At 45.5% G+C, this 17,526-nt stretch carries 17 protein-coding genes; 12 read left to right on the top strand and 5 right to left on the bottom strand.

Translation table 11 applies throughout. The features are described 5' to 3' along the window. Positions 1 to 7 precede the first annotated feature (7 nt). From LRL21_RS33290 to LRL21_RS33275, 4 genes are all read right to left on the bottom strand, one after another. Complete coding sequence (locus LRL21_RS33290) at positions 8 to 187, bottom strand: cyclic nucleotide-binding domain-containing protein (RefSeq protein WP_240420113.1); 180 nt, start codon at positions 185 to 187, stop codon at positions 8 to 10. A gap of 284 nt (positions 188 to 471) precedes the next feature. Then, positions 472 to 936 (bottom strand): spore germination protein, encoded by a 465-nt coding sequence (locus tag LRL21_RS33285; RefSeq protein ID WP_240420112.1) that lies wholly within the window; start codon positions 934 to 936, stop codon positions 472 to 474. Positions 937 to 1,181: 245 nt separating this feature from the next. After that, complete coding sequence (locus LRL21_RS33280; RefSeq protein ID WP_240420111.1) at positions 1,182 to 1,946, bottom strand: SDR family oxidoreductase; 765 nt, start codon at positions 1,944 to 1,946, stop codon at positions 1,182 to 1,184. 113 nt (positions 1,947 to 2,059) lie between these two features. Beyond that, positions 2,060 to 2,638 (bottom strand): TetR/AcrR family transcriptional regulator, encoded by a 579-nt coding sequence (locus LRL21_RS33275; RefSeq protein ID WP_240420110.1) that lies wholly within the window; start codon positions 2,636 to 2,638, stop codon positions 2,060 to 2,062. A 166-nt stretch (positions 2,639 to 2,804) separates the two neighbouring features. On the opposite strand from LRL21_RS33275, the gene LRL21_RS33270 reads away from it, so the two are divergent. The 10 genes from LRL21_RS33270 to LRL21_RS33225 all read left to right on the top strand — a co-directional run bounded on the left by LRL21_RS33270 (position 2,805) and on the right by LRL21_RS33225 (position 13,806). Then, the gene (locus tag LRL21_RS33270) at positions 2,805 to 4,058 is read left to right on the top strand and encodes an ATP-grasp domain-containing protein (RefSeq protein WP_240420109.1); all 1,254 of its coding nucleotides are present in this window, start codon (positions 2,805 to 2,807) and stop codon (positions 4,056 to 4,058) included. Positions 4,059 to 4,063: 5 nt separating this feature from the next. Beyond that, positions 4,064 to 4,903: a Rossmann-like domain-containing protein gene (locus LRL21_RS33265; protein ID WP_240420108.1), complete on the top strand. Its 840-nt coding sequence runs from the start codon at positions 4,064 to 4,066 to the stop codon at positions 4,901 to 4,903. Continuing rightward, on the top strand, positions 4,893 to 5,690 hold the full coding sequence (locus LRL21_RS33260) for a class I SAM-dependent methyltransferase (RefSeq protein WP_240420107.1): 798 nt from the start codon (positions 4,893 to 4,895) through the stop codon (positions 5,688 to 5,690). Before LRL21_RS33265 ends, LRL21_RS33260 begins: the two co-directional genes overlap by 11 nt. 80 nt (positions 5,691 to 5,770) lie before the next feature. Next, on the top strand, positions 5,771 to 7,324 hold the full coding sequence (locus LRL21_RS33255; RefSeq protein ID WP_240420106.1) for an ABC transporter substrate-binding protein: 1,554 nt from the start codon (positions 5,771 to 5,773) through the stop codon (positions 7,322 to 7,324). 11 nt (positions 7,325 to 7,335) lie between these two features. Next, on the top strand, positions 7,336 to 8,307 hold the full coding sequence (locus tag LRL21_RS33250) for an ABC transporter permease (protein WP_240420105.1): 972 nt from the start codon (positions 7,336 to 7,338) through the stop codon (positions 8,305 to 8,307). Continuing rightward, positions 8,300 to 9,127, top strand: coding sequence for an ABC transporter permease (locus LRL21_RS33245; RefSeq protein ID WP_240420104.1), 828 nt, complete (start codon positions 8,300 to 8,302; stop codon positions 9,125 to 9,127). The genes LRL21_RS33250 and LRL21_RS33245 overlap by 8 nt, the downstream gene beginning before the upstream one ends. Positions 9,128 to 9,178: 51 nt before the next feature. After that, positions 9,179 to 10,792: an ABC transporter ATP-binding protein gene (locus tag LRL21_RS33240; protein WP_240420103.1), complete on the top strand. Its 1,614-nt coding sequence runs from the start codon at positions 9,179 to 9,181 to the stop codon at positions 10,790 to 10,792. Between the two features lie 17 nt (positions 10,793 to 10,809). After that, the gene (locus LRL21_RS33235) at positions 10,810 to 11,949 is read left to right on the top strand and encodes a cysteine synthase family protein (RefSeq protein WP_240420102.1); all 1,140 of its coding nucleotides are present in this window, start codon (positions 10,810 to 10,812) and stop codon (positions 11,947 to 11,949) included. 123 nt (positions 11,950 to 12,072) lie between these two features. Continuing rightward, entirely contained in the window at positions 12,073 to 13,269 is a 1,197-nt protein-coding gene (cntE, locus tag LRL21_RS33230; RefSeq protein ID WP_240420254.1) for a staphylopine family metallophore export MFS transporter CntE, read from the top strand. Between the two features lie 18 nt (positions 13,270 to 13,287). Then, positions 13,288 to 13,806, top strand: a complete 519-nt coding sequence (locus tag LRL21_RS33225; RefSeq protein WP_240420101.1) for a GNAT family N-acetyltransferase — start codon at positions 13,288 to 13,290, stop codon at positions 13,804 to 13,806. 176 nt (positions 13,807 to 13,982) lie between these two features. Here LRL21_RS33225 and LRL21_RS33220 read toward each other — a convergent pair whose 3' ends face one another. After that, entirely contained in the window at positions 13,983 to 15,098 is a 1,116-nt protein-coding gene (locus tag LRL21_RS33220) for an AbrB family transcriptional regulator (RefSeq protein ID WP_240420100.1), read from the bottom strand. Between the two features lie 173 nt (positions 15,099 to 15,271). Here LRL21_RS33220 and LRL21_RS33215 point away from each other — a divergent pair, with 173 nt between their 5' ends. Next, positions 15,272 to 16,156, top strand: a complete 885-nt coding sequence (locus LRL21_RS33215) for a TetR/AcrR family transcriptional regulator (protein WP_240420099.1) — start codon at positions 15,272 to 15,274, stop codon at positions 16,154 to 16,156. Positions 16,157 to 16,241: 85 nt separating this feature from the next. Continuing rightward, positions 16,242 to 16,454: a hypothetical protein gene (locus LRL21_RS33210; protein WP_240420098.1), complete on the top strand. Its 213-nt coding sequence runs from the start codon at positions 16,242 to 16,244 to the stop codon at positions 16,452 to 16,454. Positions 16,455 to 17,526: the final 1,072 nt, after the last annotated feature.

Genomic DNA, 17,526 nt, shown 5'->3' with positions numbered 1-17,526 from the left:
TCGTTGTTTAATGGAATTCAAGCACGATACAAAAATAGTCAGCCAGCCCTCCCTGATCGCACACCACGTCGTTAGGTTGATAGCGGCGAATTTCCCACTGGGCAAACAAATCTGACGGCATGCTGCCAAGCATGTCGTTCAGCCAGCTGTGCTTGCGCATCAGGCCGCGGATCATAGACTCGTCCACTATCAAACCTCCTCATATCAATGTCTTTTCAATATTGTGCCAATATCAGATCGGACTATGCTGTTTAGCACCTCGGCTTCATCCTGTTTTGTCTGCCTCACCTCCGTTAGCACGATGCATGTGAATACCTAGCAAAGGTGAATTCAAGGTTGAGCATGTGTTGGGTGATGGGCATTTGCTGATTATTGCTTATTTATATCCGGGTCAGTTGATCAGCGATATTGAGATCGCCTTGGGAAGGCCGTATGTATGCCGGATTACGGCTGTGAATAAAGCTGCGGTGCTTAGGATAAGGGCAGATGTTTACCGCAAATGGATTGCGACCGATATTCACTTTTTGTTATATCTGACCGCTCAGCTGTCTGGCAAGCTCTATGCGTCTGCTCAGTGACACCGATTCGTAATGCATCTGTATAACCATGCATGAAAAGAATGGCATCTCCCGACAACAAATCCATGAAAATCGAGCTGAATCTTTGAATCGAACCGATATCACCAACCGCGAGAATGTTTTCTTTGAGGTAAGTGAGCGGGCTGTCGTGATGGCTGGGATCGAATTCAGACTTCATTTTTTTGAGATCGATCAACGAACCCAGAATTTCCGATTGAATCATATCGACATCGGTTAATCCATTCATATATATCAAAGCGATGGGCCATTCGTTGATCAAAACCATTGTTCTTACAATAAGGTCTGGACTGCTCCCCAATGCGTTCTGAACAGTTTGAATATTTTTTTCCAAGTCCATATCCAAGTAGTCCTGAGTATTCAATATTGGCTGAATGGAGCACAACTCCCATTTTCCAGAAATTTGATAGTTCTACTGTGACCCGGGGGACAGTGAAAAATACATTTCCGCTAAAAGCAGTTCAGCGTATAAAGCGTTCCTTAGTGGCCTGGAGCTTTGATAACAAAGAAAACAAAATGCTGTCCCTTGGTCTGGCTGATGGCCTCAGGGACAGCTGATTTTTAATGTCTTTTAAATAGTTTGGATTACCAAGGCAACGCATCTTCGAGATGGAAGAAGCCGCCTGTTGGACCATTCTCAGGTAGTGTTGCGGCCAATATGCTCGAACGGCTGCCTTCCACCTCATCATATTGGGCCTTGTCGCCACCGAGTCGTGTGCGAACCCAACCGGGATGAATCGAATTAACTTTGATAGGTGTGTCTTTGAGTTCTTCGGCCAAGTGAACCGTGAAGGCGTTTAAAGCTGATTTGGAGGCATTATAAGCAAACGTTTTAACGGAATAAATAAATGAGTTAGGATCTGAATGAAGGGTGAGTGACCCCAGTATGCTCGATAAGTTGACAATACGTCCAGCAGCAGATTTGCGAATCAGAGGTAAAAGAATTTGTGTCAGCTCAACTTGAGCAAAGAAATTGGCATCAAATGTATCCCGCAATATCTTTATAGGCAGAGTGCTTGTTCTGTTAACAACGTCGATGGACACATTTTCTTGATCCAGCATAATTCCGGCATTGTTAATCAGAATATCCAGCTTACCATAGTTCTCATCGAGATATTTATAAGCAGCCACATGATCTTCATGAACATTCACATCGATTTTAATACTTTCAACCTTCAGGCCATCTTGTTTCAATTGTCCAGCGACTTCAATAGCTTTATTGGCATCACGAGCACCAATCACTACCGTTGCTCCTAATTGAGCCAGACCACGAACAGTCTCCAACCCAATTCCCCTTGTTCCGCCAGTTACCAATGCCACTTTTCCGGTTAAATCCTGTGCTTTTGTCATTTTATTATTCTCTCCTTTTGATTACTAATTATGTGATTGGGGGATATTGTGCTCAAGAACATGCAGCTCTTTTGGGAATGATCATTCTCTTTTGTCTAAAAAAAATTATTTGTTTACTTTTCTAAAATTTTCATAGAAACATTGGCTATACGATACAGCTTTTCTTTGCTTATCGATGTACGTGACTTAACTCTCAGCCCTAAAAGCGTATTTTGCAAGGATTCCGCCAGCTCTTTGGCATCACAATCAGACGCAAATTCGCCGTTATGCTGTCCCCACTGAATAATATCTGTGAGCAGCTGCTCTTCATTGGCAAAGCCCTTAGTTGCGATCGAATCTGCATCGGCATCATGTGTCGCCAGTTCAACCGCTGCTGTAACAAACAGGCAGCCGAGAGGGGTGTTCTCATTTTTATCAATAGTAAACTCAAAAATATAATGTAGAGCCTGGGCAGCCGATTCAGCTTGTTTTATTCTTCTTTCAAGGTCCTTACCCATGATTTCACCGTAACGATTCAAAGCTTTGAGAAACAAGGTATGCTTGTCGCTGAAGGTGTCGTATATACTTCTTCTATGAATTCCCATATGTTCGACAAGATCAGACATCGAGGTTTTTTCGTAGCCCTGTTCCCAAAAGAGCTGCATTGCCTTGTGAAGTACCTCAATCTCGTCGTATTCTTTACTTCGCGCCATTCATATCCCCCTCCGAAAAACATCATATCATTACGGGAACGATCAGTAAAGAATTATTTTGAAATCAACAATGGCAATTATTTTGTTACCCATGATTGACACTGGATAATAATGTATAGTACATTGATTATAATAGTAAATTTTACGAATAAAAGGAGAGGTTTTTTTGGCACATATTTTGATGATTGAGAGTTGGGTAGGAGCGAGCGGCAACCTGCTGCCACCACTTTTGAAGTCGCTGGGGCACACATATACCTTTGTAACTCGCAAGCCTGAGCATTACCAAAGTGCTCTCAGTACAGAGAAACATCCAGTACTCAAGTATGCGGAATCCGTTCTCATTACCGAAACGAATGATATTCCTGGCTTAATTGAATTCCTGCGGCCTTATCGTTTTGACGGTGTCATTACGGTCTGCGATTATTACATCGAGGTTGTGAGAGAAGTAGCCAAAGCCTTTAAGCTGCCATCTCCTTTCCCAGACAAAGTGAAGACCGTACGACAAAAACATCTTATGCGTCAGGCGCTCGACCGAGCTGGACTTGCAAATCCAAACTATCGACTCGCACATAGTTGGGCAGAGGTGGATCAGGCTGCAGCTGCAATTGGCTATCCATTAGTTCTGAAGCCAGTAGATCTTGCATCCAGTGCATTTGTGAGCCTTATTCAAAATGGAAAGGAATTACAAGACGCTTACAATGCACTCGAAGCATTCCCGCTCAATTTTAGAGATCAGGAAAGAGAGTGCACTTATCTCCTTGAGGCGTATATGAGAGGTGAGGAGGTTAGTGTAGAGAGCGTCTCCTATAATGGCGAGACTACGGTGTTGGGCATTACGGATAAATCGATTACTGGTACTCCTTATTTTATCGAAAATGGCCATATGTTCCCCGCCCAGCTGAATGATGAAACACATTCGGAGATAAAGCAGTTTGTTCAGGAAGCATTGCAAGCTGTAGGCTTTGATCATGGAGTTGCCCATACGGAGGTGAAGCTTACGGCAGAGGGCCCGCGGATCGTTGAAATCAATCCAAGAACAGCAGGTAATTACATCGTAGAACTCATCCAACGGGTCACAGGTATCGATTTGCTCCAGGCCTTTGTTGAACTCTCTTTAGGCTTAAAGCCTGTTCTCACAATAAAAGATAGTGGTGTTGCCAGTGCAGCGGCCCTGTTTCTCGTTCCTTCCCAAAGTGGCACGATAACTCATATTCAAGGGATTGAATCATTGGAGTCCGATGTGCATATGGTTCGCTATAGGATCGAAAATTGTATTGGCAAATTTATAGAAGCTCCGATCGATAATGCCTGCTATTTGGGGCACGTGATCACGCAGGATACGGAGGGCTTTAACGCCAGATTGTATGGAGAAGAAGCGCTCAAACGAATAATTTTGAGCTTTGACAGTAAAGGGGAATGAAACGAATGAACATGAATGCTCCGTACACAGTGAACGATTTGCGAGAAGCTATTTTAGCAGGCAAGCTGGGACCAAAGCCGGATACCTTGCCGGTTACAGGCTCATCCAGCATATACCAGACCACTCAGTTTCCTTCGTCGAGGATCAAATACCACAATTATTATTTGCTGCTAAGAGTGGAAGGTTATTTTGGAGCGTGCTCGCATACAGCTGAACAATTGAATATGGAAGCTGCAGCCCAATTCTCAGGGTTATCCCTCGATACTGTCATACGAGATGAGAGACTTCCCGTGCAAATCGCGGCGATGGATGCATATCTTGGTGTCGTGTATCCGCACCTCAACCAGAGTACTCAAGTTTTTGATATTCCTGCGGGAACACCTATTCAAAAAGCGAAGCTGCGCGATGCTCTTATCGCAAATATGGCTGACATCCAAGCCTTTCACAAAGTGGCTCTTATTGGTGTGGTCAATCCTTTGGTGGAGGCCATCCAACAACGCGGGGGAGTTTGTTTGCCTTGCGATTTGCAGCTTAAAGAAACACAGTCGGGAGAAGCCGTGGAAAAGGATATGGACAAAGTGCTGGATCATGCCGACAGTGTGATTTGCACGGCCATGACTTTGGGCAATGGGACGTTTGACCGTATTCTGGAGCGCGTCAGAGAAAGACGGATTCCCCTGATCATCTATGCACAAACGGGAAGTGCTGTTGTGGCTCAATTTATGAACAAAGGCGTGACTGCGCTGATTGCCGAGCCCTTTCCCTTCACGCAGTTTAGCGCCGGTGCTTCACAACTCTATGGCTACACAAGCAGACAGGAGAAGAAAGACGTCAATGAATATTAAATTAAATACGGATAACTTCCTGCATACGAATCCTTCCCTCTATTTGGCATTTAACGGAGATCATGACCAAAGTATGGCGCAATTCATACATAAGCTATTAATCGAATATAAGGCCGGGAAGAAGGTACTGGATATCGGAGCTGGGCCCGGGCGAGAGGTTGCCTATCTGAATCGTGCCGGATACGAGGCTGTTGGCCTGGATAATTCAGAAGAAATGCTTTCATGGGCTAAAGAGCATTATCCTCAAATGTCATTTGTATACGGGGATCAGTCCAACTTTTCGTTACAGCAGCAGTTTGACGCCCTTTATTGTGTGGGAAGTACGTTTTTGTACAACTTCAGTAATGAAGATGTGCTTGCGAGCTTGCATTGTTTTCGTAAACATCTGCATACAGGGGGACTTCTCTATCTTGACATGCGAAATGCCGCCTTCTTCCTGACCCCGGAGGGACAGCGGTGGTTAACCGAGGAGCTGGTTGAGCAGAGAAAGGTTCATGACGCTGTTATCACGCTTCAAACACGCTTTCGTATTGATCTGGCCAATCAAATGCTGGATCGCGACTATTGCTGGACGGTTACGGGATTTAAACCCATTGTTGAGCACTTAAGACATCGACTCTTATTCCCGCAGGAGCTTGTACACTATCTGACTTCAAGCGGCTTCCGCGTTCTGCAGCTTTTTGATCAACCGGCACCTCATGTGAACAAATATGAGGGGGATCGCCCTTTAATCTACAGTCAGGACATGCTGGGAAGACGTATGCAGATCATTGCACAAGCGATCTAGAAAGAAAGCGATATAACAGCAAACAATAAAGCAAATACATTCAAATCATTTATCTGCATAACTGTGGAGTGGAGGCCATTATGAAAAAGTTATTATCCATCATTGTATTAAGTGCACTCATAACAGTAATGGGGTGCAATGACAATAAAGCTGCAACGGCAACCAGCACGAACGGGACTAATCAACCGACGAAACAAGAATTGGTTGTAGCCGGTCAAGAAATTGCAGCAAGCCTGGATCCGGTCAAACCGCTTACCTCAAGCTATTTAAGAAACATCGGAGCAGGGGAAGCACTTTTTAAAGTCACTGCCAAGGGTGAAGTCGAACCCTCGCTTGCAGAAAGTGCAGCAGAGATCGATCCGACTACATGGGAGATTAAATTAAAACCTAAAGCTCGCTTTTGGAGTGGTAAAGCGATTGACGCTTCGGCTGTGATTGCCTCACTAGAGCGATCAAGATCTCTTGATCTGCAAACGAAGCCTTTTCTTGATGAGCTTACCTTTACGAAGACGGACGATTACACAATACGTGTCAAAACCAAGCGCAGCCACCTGCAGGTGCCGCTAAACCTTTCTTACTACCAGACAATTATTCACAATGCAGATGCCAAACATGATGCTGTGGATACGATGGATCTTTCCGGTATGTATAAAGTGGTTGAATTTATCCCCAAACAGAAAATGGTGCTGGAAGCTAACGGTAACTATTGGGGCAAGAGCCCTATCATTCCAAAAATCGTGTACGAAGAAATCAGCGATGAGCAGACAAGGGTGCTTTCCGCATTGAGTGGACACAGCCAGGTGGTGTTAAATATTCCGACAACGAGTATGACCCAATTCAAAGGGAATAAAGAGATAAAGCTATCGGCGACTCCGGCGGCCAATACGCAAACGATTTATATGAATCTGAGCAAGCCTCAGCTGAAGGATGTTAGAGTCAGGCAGGCATTGTCGTGGGCCCTGGATCGGAACGAATTGGTTGTGCTTGCAGCGGAAGGCCAAAGTGTTCCGATTACGACATGGTTAAGCTCCAACCCTGCATTTGAAAAAGCACGAAATACTGTGTACACCAAGTTTGATCTGGACAAAGCTGCGCAGCTATTGGAGGAGGCAGGATGGAAAAAAGGACCCGATGGCATCAGATCCAAGGATGGCAATCTCTTAACCTTGCGCTTGATGACCTGGGGTGGCGACAAAGCATTAGGAGAAGCTCTGCAAAACCAATGGACCCGTATCGGTGTCAAGGCGGAGGTGCAGCATGGTGATTACAGCTTGATCCAAACGGCACGTAAATCCGGGGATTGGGATGCATCGATTGAAGCATGGAATACGTTCGGGGATGAGCTTACTTTGTTGACCGGTCAATATGCGCCTGGAGGAAGCGCTAATTTCGGCGGCTATAATGATGAAGAAACAAATACATGGCTCGCACAATTGGGAGAAGCGTCTGACACGGCAGCACGCCATGAGTTGGCTCTTAAGATCAATGAGAGGGTCGCGCAGCAAGCGCCTGTTATTAGCTTATTTCCGCGTCCGCAAATTACTGCGGTTAGCCAAACGCTACATGGCTTTGAGGATCACTTTAGACAATTCGAGAATGTAGTGAATGCCAACCTGTCATTAAGCTCGAAATAGGCGGTATGGCTATGTATACATTATTTTTACGCAAGATGCTGGAAGCTTTCATTACGTTATTTTGCGCAACGCTTATTATTTTTGCTTTGATTCGATTGGCTCCAGGCGATCCTGTAGAAATACTTCTGGGCCATCCTGCAGAGGCTGCCATGAACCACACACAGGCTTATGATGAGAAGGTCTCTCAGCTGCGCGCACAGTTGGGATTGGATCAGAGCATGCTCGTACAATATACAGCATGGGTTGGGCGCATGCTGCAGTGGGACTTGGGCACCTCGATTCATACAGGCAGACAGGTCAGCGCTGAAATCGCAGATCGACTTCCTGCAACTGCCATACTTTCTGTATCCGCTCTGTTTATTCAAGTTGTGCTTGGGCTGTTTTTGGGAACGATCTCCGCTCTTAAGGCGGGTAAGCCTTACGATAACATGATCAGACTTGCCTGCGTAGCGCTGGCTTCCACACCGGCGTTTGTCATTGGGTTGTGCTTATTATCGCTGTTTGCCGTGACGATGGGTATATACGAAATTAGCAGTGAAGCCAGCTTGACAAGGCTATGGCTTCCCGCACTTACATTAGGCCTTATTGGCGCTCCGCAATTAATTCGAATTATGAGAGCCAATATGCTGTCTGAGTTCGGCCAGATCTATGTACTATCAGCCCTTTCAAGAGGATTGGATCAAAGACGGGTTGTCAAGCATGCATTAAGAAATGCGCTGCTTCCAGTCATCACAATGGTGGCCCTTTCCTTTACAGCATTGATTAGTGGTGCCGTCGTCATCGAAAGCATATTTTCGTGGCCTGGACTTGGAAAATATGCCTTGGACAGTATTTTGCTTAAGGATTATCCAGTCATTCAAGGCTATGCTTTTGTTATGGTTTTGTTAGTGGTGCTCATTCATTTATTCGTTGATGTCGTGTATGCGCTTGTAGATCCTCGAATCCATCATCAAGGGAAAGAGGGAGCTGAAAAATATGCCTAGCTCGACGAAACCGATCAGCCTGATTGTAGGAGTCGTTATTCTATGTATATTGGCTGTACTCATTATGGGTGCGCCATTATTTACCCCTTATGATCCCTTGAAGCAGAATGCAGCTGAGCGTCTGGACAAACCAAGCTTCCAGCACCCTATGGGCACGGACCGCTTTGGCCGGGATGTCTTCTCGCGAACTCTTTACGGAGGAAAAACCACCTTGATCTCGTCGGTTTTTGCTCTATGTACAGCTCTTTTGATCGGACTTTTGGTAGGCGTAGTGGCTGGCATGTACCATGGCTCTATTCTGGATATCATTCTGATGCGGTTGATTGATGTGCTGTTAGCCTTTCCCTTTATGGTGCTTGCCATGGTTATTGCCGCTTTATTCGGTACAAGCCTTGTTCATCTTCTGCTTGCTGTTGTATCGGTATGGTGGGTCTCCTTTGCGCGTTTGACTCGCAGTGTTGTTTTGCATGCGAAGAATGAAACCTCCTTTGCTGCAGCACAAGTACTCGGAGCCCCCAGCAGCATCATTATTTTCCGGGAATTACTGCCAAAAGCGATCAGTCCAGTACTCATATTGGCTACTTTTGAATTAGGCAGCTTGATTTTATCCATTGCAGCTCTTTCATTCCTTGGACTCGGCTCACAACCGCCAACTCCTGAATGGGGCAGCATGTTGGCTGATGGGCGCGTTCATTTTTTGCAAGCTCCGCATATACTGATAGGGCCCGTTTTCTTTATCGTGCTTACGGTGTTGGCTTTTAACTTAATTGGCGAAGGGCTGCGAGATCGGCTGGACCCGTATGAGAAATTGGAGCTATAGTCATGCTTGCGAGATTAGTATTGCTGCACAGAGCTTTGGAGAGGAGCGAACATGTCGGATAAGCAGGGCGAGAAGATATTGCAGGTCAATAGCCTGCAAGTGACCTATAAGCATAACCAGCAATCCATTAATATATTGGATGATCTTACTTTTGATTTGAGAAAAGGCGAGATTCTTGCTTTGTTAGGAGAAAGCGGTTCAGGGAAATCAACGATCGCCAAGGCCATCACGGGGCTGCTTCCCCCTTCTGCATATATAGCTGGTGGAACCTTGCAGATGGGCTCCACGTTGAACGCGGATTTGTCTGGTAAGACCATACAATGGGAGCAGATTAGAGGAAGAGGAATCGCAATGCTCTTCCAGGATGCCCGGCAAGCACTTAACCCAGTTCTGAAAATAAAAGAGAATTTTAAAGAAAGCCTGCTCTTTCATCGGCTTGCTGCTCCGGATGAAGTTGCTTCCATAAGTTCGCGATTGCTGAGCATGCTGGGCTTTAAGGATGCGTCAAGCATCCTGGAATGTTATCCATTTCAACTCAGTGGCGGCATGTGTCAACGTATTTGTCTTGCTCTGGCATTGTGTCTCAAGCCTGCCGTTCTTGTTGCAGATGAACCGACCTCTGCGTTAGATACAGTGAGTCAAAAAGAGGTGCTTGATTTATTAAAAAGGATGCAGGAGGAGCTTGGCTTAACCGTTCTGCTAATTACCCACGATATCGCCGTGGCGAATGCCATAAGTAATCGAGTGATTGTGTTGAATAAAGGAGTAATTGTAGAAGAAGGGGATACCAGATCCGTATTATCGAAGCCCCATGCCGCCTATACTCGACAATTGATTAAAGCCCGATCACAAATTGTGCGGTCTTCGCGTGAACGTGAACTGCTGAAGCAGCATCGCGAACCGTTGCTCGAAATTATTCAGCTGGAAAAAACTTTTAATCGGACAAAGCGTGTTCTGCATGATGTTAATCTAACGTTGAATCAGAAGGAAATATTAGGAATTCTCGGACAAAGTGGTTGCGGCAAATCAACTTTAGCTAAGTGCATCATCGGCTTGGATTCTCCGAGCGGAGGACGTGTGTTGTATCGTGGTACCGATATTAGCCGGCTGCAAGGCCAACAAAAGCGGGAAATTTGCAAGCAAATCCAATTCATTTTCCAGGATGCCAGAGCTAGTCTTCATCCAGGGCGTAATGCGCTGCAGTTGGTACAGGAACCGCTACAATACCTGCATATCGGAGCGCGTAAAGAACGGGAAGCGATGGCAGCCTTTTATCTGAATGAAGTGGGCATTGTCGGGGATACACAGACTAGGCGGCCTCCTCAGCTAAGCACGGGTCAATGTCAGCGTATAGCTATTGCAAGAGCGTTGGTTGTAAAACCAGAGATTCTGATTTGTGATGAAGCGGTATCCGCTTTAGATATGAGGGTGCAAGCTCAGATATTGGCGCTGCTGCAGCGATTACATAAGCAATTTGGATTTTCGATTCTTATGATATCACATGATATTCGAGTTCTTCGCTCCTTTTGTGACCATATTGCAGTTATGAACAATGGAAGCTTCAGTGAAGCCAAACGAGCAAGCGAGCTGCTTCATGAAAGTAAGCAGCCGCATACGCAGTTACTGCTCAAATGTGCGGGTGACATGGAAGAAGGTCTTTATTAAGGAAGGAATGATAAGCTATGATCACCAGTATTCTTGAGACCATTGGTAATACGCCGCTCATCACGATTCCCAACACCAATAAAGCGAACGAAGGTCAAGTACTGTTTAAATATGAACGATTCAATCCTGGAGGAAGCATCAAGGACCGACCTGCGGTTTATATCATTAATGAAGCTGAGCGCAGAGGATTGCTAAAGCCAGGAGGCACGATCATCGAGTCTTCAAGCGGCAACTTCGGTATTTCCCTTGCTATGATCGGTGCGGCCAAAGGGTATCGTGTCATCGTTCTGGTAGATCCCAAAACGACAAGTACTAATTTGGCGTTATTAAAATGTTTTGGCGCAGAGGTCATTGTTGTGACGGAAAAAGATGATTGCGGCAGCTATCACAAAACAAGAATCGCCTTAGCCAACAAGCTGGCGCAGGAAATAGCAAATTCGTATCGGCCTGATCAGTGCTTTAATCTTCTTAATAGTGAAGCACACTTTAATAACACAGCACGTGAGATCATGGAAATGTGCTCGAACACCCTTGCGGTCTTTATTACAGCGGTGAGTACCGGTGGGCAATTAGGCGGCATTTCAAGGTATCTAAAGGCGATTGCGCCTGAGGTGCAAGTCATTGGCGTGGATGCTGTAGGTTCTGCCATATTTGGAGGACATACGGATTCGTATCTAATACCAGGGGTAGGTTTGGGTTGGACTCCGGTTAATCTGAACATGGCGAATATTGATCGTGCATACAAAATTACGGATGAGCAGGCATTTCTCACGGCTCGAGCGTTTGCCCGTCATGAAGGGATTCTAATGGGGCCCTCTAGTGGAGCCTGCGCATTGGTTGCTCTCAAGCTTGCACAAGAACTGACACCGGATAAACGTGTAGTCTGCATGATTTCCGATGGAGGGGAGCGTTATATACAAACCTTGTTTAATGATGAATGGATGGAACAACAAGGCTTTGCGACTGCAGCTGATATTGAAACGATCCGCACGATGGCTGAACAGCTGCAGCCTTGGAGCACGTGCCCTGCTGATAGTGCCAACTATAGATCAGACTTAATTGACGGTTTGGAGGTTCCAGATTCCACGCTACATATAAATACAGAGATACTAAACCGGGTCGATTACCATCAGGGGAATTCGATTCTTATAGACTAATCAACCATCGTATGAGGAGAGCGGCTTCGTCTACCGTTCGAACTGAAGACGAAGCCCCGACCTCGGTTAACCAACAGCGACTACACATAGGAGACAACAGGCCGGAGGATATTTCTAATGATCATAAACAAGGCCATTTCAGCGCCTTTCGTACGCTTGTATACACTTGCTCTATTATTCTTTAGTGCCAATTCGATCCTTAATGTCATTGTGCCTATACGAAGTGAAGTATTGGGTGCAAGCAATAGTCACATCGGATTCATTATGGGCGCCTATATGTTCACCAGCATGTTATTTCGTCCATGGGCTGGTCATCTGGTCCAGAAGCATGGAGCTATCCTTGTGCTTCGTTTCCTGTTGATCGTCAATGGTTTGGCCCTAGTTCTGTATACATGTACCGGCTTGGAGGGGTACTTGGCTGCTCGTTTAATGCAGGGGGTGTGTACCGCATTTTTTTCAATGGCACTTCAGATCGGCATTATTGACGCGCTGCCAGAGGAGCAGCGCTCTCAAGGCTTGTCGCTGTATTCGCTATTTACGTATATCCCGACGATCATCGGCCCCTTGATGGCAATCGGGATTTGGGATCATGGTGGTATGAGCGGTTTTACAATAACAATGGTTGTTATTGCGCTGGTTACGGGAATGTTTGGCTACAGTGTTCCCATACATTCAGTCCGACCGCAGGAAAACACCCCTAAAGAAATAACGGGAATGCGAGCCCTCCTGAGTCATATCGTGAGCAATCGCCCGTTGCTGATTTGCAGCTTGCTGATGATGATTGCATCCGTCGTGTTCGGAACTGTGACCGCATTCATCCCGCTGTATGCACGGCAAATCTCATATGGACATGCCGGACTTTATCTGATGATACAGTCTCTAATTGTTGTTGTCGCCAGGTTCGCGCTCAGTAAACGTATTCCATCTGACGGCAAATGGCATGCATGGTTTGTTGGAGGCATCTGTTTGATTGGAGCTATTGGCTCATTATTGTTGTCGTTATCACTGGCATGGGGGCCGATTGCTTGGTATGCCGCAGCGGTTCTCATTGGCATTGCCCAGGCGATCCTGTACCCGACACTAACCTCGTATTTGACATTTGTACTGCCGGGAGCCTCTCGCAATGTATGCATTGGACTGTTTATTGCAGCAGCCGATCTTGGTGTTTCCATGGGTGGCATGGCTATGGGCCCGATAGCGGATCGATTCTCATATAGCACGATGTATGCAGTAAGCGCAGGATTGGCGGCTATTGCCGTATATATAACGCTGAGGAACCGAACGATGGAAAGTCGGATGCAGGAAGCTGAATCCAGATGAGATAGGAGGAACGTGCTAATGAAGCAAGGAAAAGGGGCTCTAATCGTATTAGCGGATGCAGCCAGGAGCACGGAAATTAAAGATTTTGTATTAGCGATGATGAGCGATTTGTATCCGCGAGGTTCATACTATGAGAATCCGCATGATCTGGCTTTTTTTGAAAGAGTGTACATACAGCCTGCGCATGCTGGTTTTTTCGTAGCTGAGGATACGAATGGCCGCATTATCGGTACTGCTGCTGTTCGAATGTACGATAGGCGGTTTCCTGAGGTAGAACCCTTTTTAGGGAGTGGACCGGTTTGTGAAATCGTCAAGTGCTATATTCACCCGGAAAGTCGAAGAATGGGAATCGGAGGTCGTCTGTACAAGGAAGCTGAACAATTTGCCAGAGAAGTCGGTTACAATGAAAGCTATTTGCATACTTCGTTGTACTTGCCCGGTGGTTATCCGTTCTGGCAATCCCGAGGCTACAGCGAATGTTATAGGGAATCAGAAAACATTGTGCATATGAGCAAGAGATGGAGCGAATCCGATTAGCAAAGCCATGAATCTTGTAATCACGATGAAAAACATGAAACGCATGAAACACCTTGGCTGTTGCTGCTTTGGTTGTTGTATGCTAACCGCACCTAATCCGTGTGGTTGGATGAAATTCAAAAAAGGGCAGATCGAATGCAATCATTCGTCTGCTCTTTTTTGTCTGTATGAAGGGTTTAATTCCCTTTATCTGGTAATAATCCCTCTGGACGCAACCTTGCTTTGAAAAGTGCCTTCAGTACCGGCGGCACTACGAGGAATATAAATAGAGTTCGGAATAACTGGTAGCAGGTTACGAATGAGAGATCTGCGTTAACCTCTTTTGCTATTATGCCCATCTGATCCATCCCGCCTGGAGATAAGCTTAAAAAGCTGGTTGACAGCGGTACTTCATGCATGAACGCCAGCAGGAGACTCAGACCGATGGAGCAAGTCAGCAATGCAGCTCCGCTTAATAATGCAAGCACCATAATTTTAACTTTATTGTTCAGATTTTCAGGCTTTAGCATAAGTCCCAAATAACCGCCAATTAACAATTGTGAAATGCTTACAAGTGACGGGGGCAGAGCTGGTCCTGAAAATCCAGACAGATGCAGAGCGATTGTTGCAACCATCGGTCCGAGCAAAAATGCTGTGGGAAATTTAATTTTTTTCCAAAGTAATGCAAACCCTGTACATACAACGGCATACACCACAATGTGCGGAAATAATCCACTCCAGCTCGCGGTGGCGGTTGAGCCAGCAACAGGAAGAGAATGGTGGAGTGAGCCGAATAATGGGCTAAAAATCAGCAAAGGGACAAAGAATACAATCATGATGACACGCGAAATTTGCAAAAAGGTAATCACCGTCAAATCAGTTCCTTTGAGTTCCTCAGCTAAAGCGATAATTTGACTCAAGCCCCCAGGGATGCTTCCCATCAAAACAGTAGGGAAATCCAGACCGGAAAATTTGGCTACCAACCAGGCAATTAGGCAGGAGCAGACCAGCAGCAGTGCAGTGAGCAGCACCATAGAGGGCAGTTGCTTACCGATTTGTGCAAATGTCTCCAGTGTAAATGAGAGCCCCAGCATGTAGCCAACAATAATCATTCCCGTATCACGCAAGGACCCTGACCAATAGGGCTTTACTGTTTTGGACAGTCGGGATCCGGCAAAAACCGCAACCATAGGACCCAGGAGCCATGGAATGGGGCAATGAATCCATTGAAATAAATACCCACCAATCACAGCAAGCACCCCGGAATAAAGCAGCTGTACCCATTTTTTATCGGCCGAAAGAGAAACTCTCATAGCATCATCACTTCTTTTCGCTCGATTGTGGTGTCCAAAGCGTCATGCCTTGGCAGCCTCGTTCAACATGCAGAAACCAATGAGTTCATTATATGACTGTTAAGTTTTCAGTGTCAACTCCTTTATTGACCGTGTCAGGAAAGCATGTCAGAATAAAATAGAGAGGTGAGGGTATGATTGATCTTGAAGAAATGAAGAAGCGGCAAATTTTACATACAGCCAAGGCTGTTTTTATAGAAAAAGGTTATTTCTCCGCTTCGATGAAGGATATTGCGGATGCGTGCGGCATGGCCAAAGGCAGTATTTACAAAATATTTGATTCCAAGGAAGATTTGTTTACGGCTGTATTTGAGGATTGTCATCTCATCATGTTCGAGCAAGCCAGAGAGCTGGATCGCCAACAGGGTGATGTAACGCCTATGGAGAGATTGCGGCGCAGAATTGAATTTCAGCTCCAATATACGCTTGAAAATTACTTTTTTCTGAGTGAGTTCAAGGAGCTTCCTATCACCAGTAATGAGAAGTTTGTTACAGTCTGGAAGAAGAAACGTGCCACCATGCTTACCTGGCATCGGGATTGTTTTTATGAAGCATACGGAAATCGTATTGAGACCTATATTTGGGATATTGTGGCTATATTTAGAGGTCAGCTGAGAGAGTATATCACTTACGCTCATCAAAAGGTGATTGCTCTTCCGATGGCTGAACTAGCGCTTTTCTTAGTTGAACGGATGGATGCCATTGTTAATGATATGCTTCTTAAAGAGGGCAAACCTGTGCTCAATGAGTCAAGTATTTACTTTAATCATATTAACCCCATTGACTCCCACACTAAGGGCCAAACGATCCATGATTTTCTGCTTGCTTTGGCATCCCGTATTCAGCAGCTTTCAAAGCCGGAGCATGTACGCCAGGAGCTGCAGGAAGTGGTCGATTTGCTGCAGCGGGAATTTAAACAGGACGTCCCTAACAAGACACTGGTTCATGTGTATACCACTTTTCTTGAAACTGTGGTTGAATTGCGGCCGTATGTGAGACAACTATACTTAATGAAATAAAATAACATATGGTTTGAATTCTAGGTCAAGCATGAAGCAGTGATTACAGCTAAAGGAGTGGTTCAATTGGTTGATCTGAAATGGATTGAAACCTACAAATCTTCCGCGTGGACTCGATCAAATGTGTCAGAAAGTAAAAGAATGGGATGGGAAGCTTGATACGATCAACCCAAGCTACAAAGTAAAACATGCTGGCTTTGGGTGGCTGAACGCGAAAGAGTGGTTTGCTCTTGTTGATATGCATTTGCGTCATCACTTGCGTCAAAAGTGGGAACTAGAGGAAAGCTATAAGCAGTGAATGTGCAGCTGCTTTTGGGCAAGAATACGCTGGGTATGACAGGCTGAAGCAGAATTCCATTTGATAAATGGAAAGTGTTGTGCTATTATAAAAACCATCATAAATTGCGATGAAGAGAAAAAATACGAAGGCTCTTATGTCCAGAGAGCAGAGGGAACGCTGAAACCTTTGCCATAATCCTTGTATGATGTCGTCTCGGAGCTTTTGCTCGAAAGTTGAATTCAGCATAGATTCAATGAGTAGTCTCAAACGGAGTGGCACACGTTATCGTGCAGCAGGTAGGAGAAATCTTACCTCATGAGGCTGGAATCGCAAGATTCTTGGCAAATCAGGGTGGTACCACGAAAAGTTCCCCTTTCGTCCCTATAGGATCGGCAGTTATTTTCTGTCGCCTTAGGATGAAAGGGGTTATTTGTATGTACACCATATCAAAGCGATGAAGAGAAAAAAATACGAAGGCTCTTATGTCCAGAGAGCAGAGGGAACGCTGAAACCTTTGCCATAATCCTTGTATGATGTCGTCTCGGAGCTTTTGCTCGAAAGTTGAATCCCGCATGGATTCAGTGAGTAGTCTCAAACGGAGTGGCACACGTTATCGTGCAGCAGGTAGGAGAAATCTTACCTCATGAGGCTGGAATCGCAAGATTCTTGGCAAATCAGGGTGGTACCACGAAAAGTTCCCCTTTCGTCCCTATAGGATCGGCAGTTATTTTCTGTCGCCTTAGGATGAAAGGGGTTATTTGTATCTACACCATATCAAAGCGATGAAGAGAAAAAAATACGAAGGCTCTTATGTCCAGAGAGCAGAGGGAACGCTGAAACCTTTGCCATAATCCATGTATAATGTCGTCTCGGAGCTTTTGCTCGAAAGTTGAATCCCGCATGGATTCAGTGAGTAGTCTCAAACGGAGTGGCACACGTTATCGTGCAGCAGGTAAGGAAAACCTTACCTCATGAGGCTGGAATCGCAAGATTCTTGGCAAATCAGGGTGGTACCACGAAAAGTTCCCCTTTCGTCCCTAGGTCGGCAGATGTAATCTGTCACCTTAGGATGAGAGGGGTTATTTATATT

It is taken from the genome of Paenibacillus periandrae, assembly GCF_022458865.1.
GTDB lineage: Bacteria > Bacillota > Bacilli > Paenibacillales > NBRC-103111 > Paenibacillus_S > Paenibacillus_S periandrae.
The sequence above is the reverse complement of the archived record's forward strand: the minus strand, read 5'-3'. Positions and strand labels throughout refer to the sequence as shown.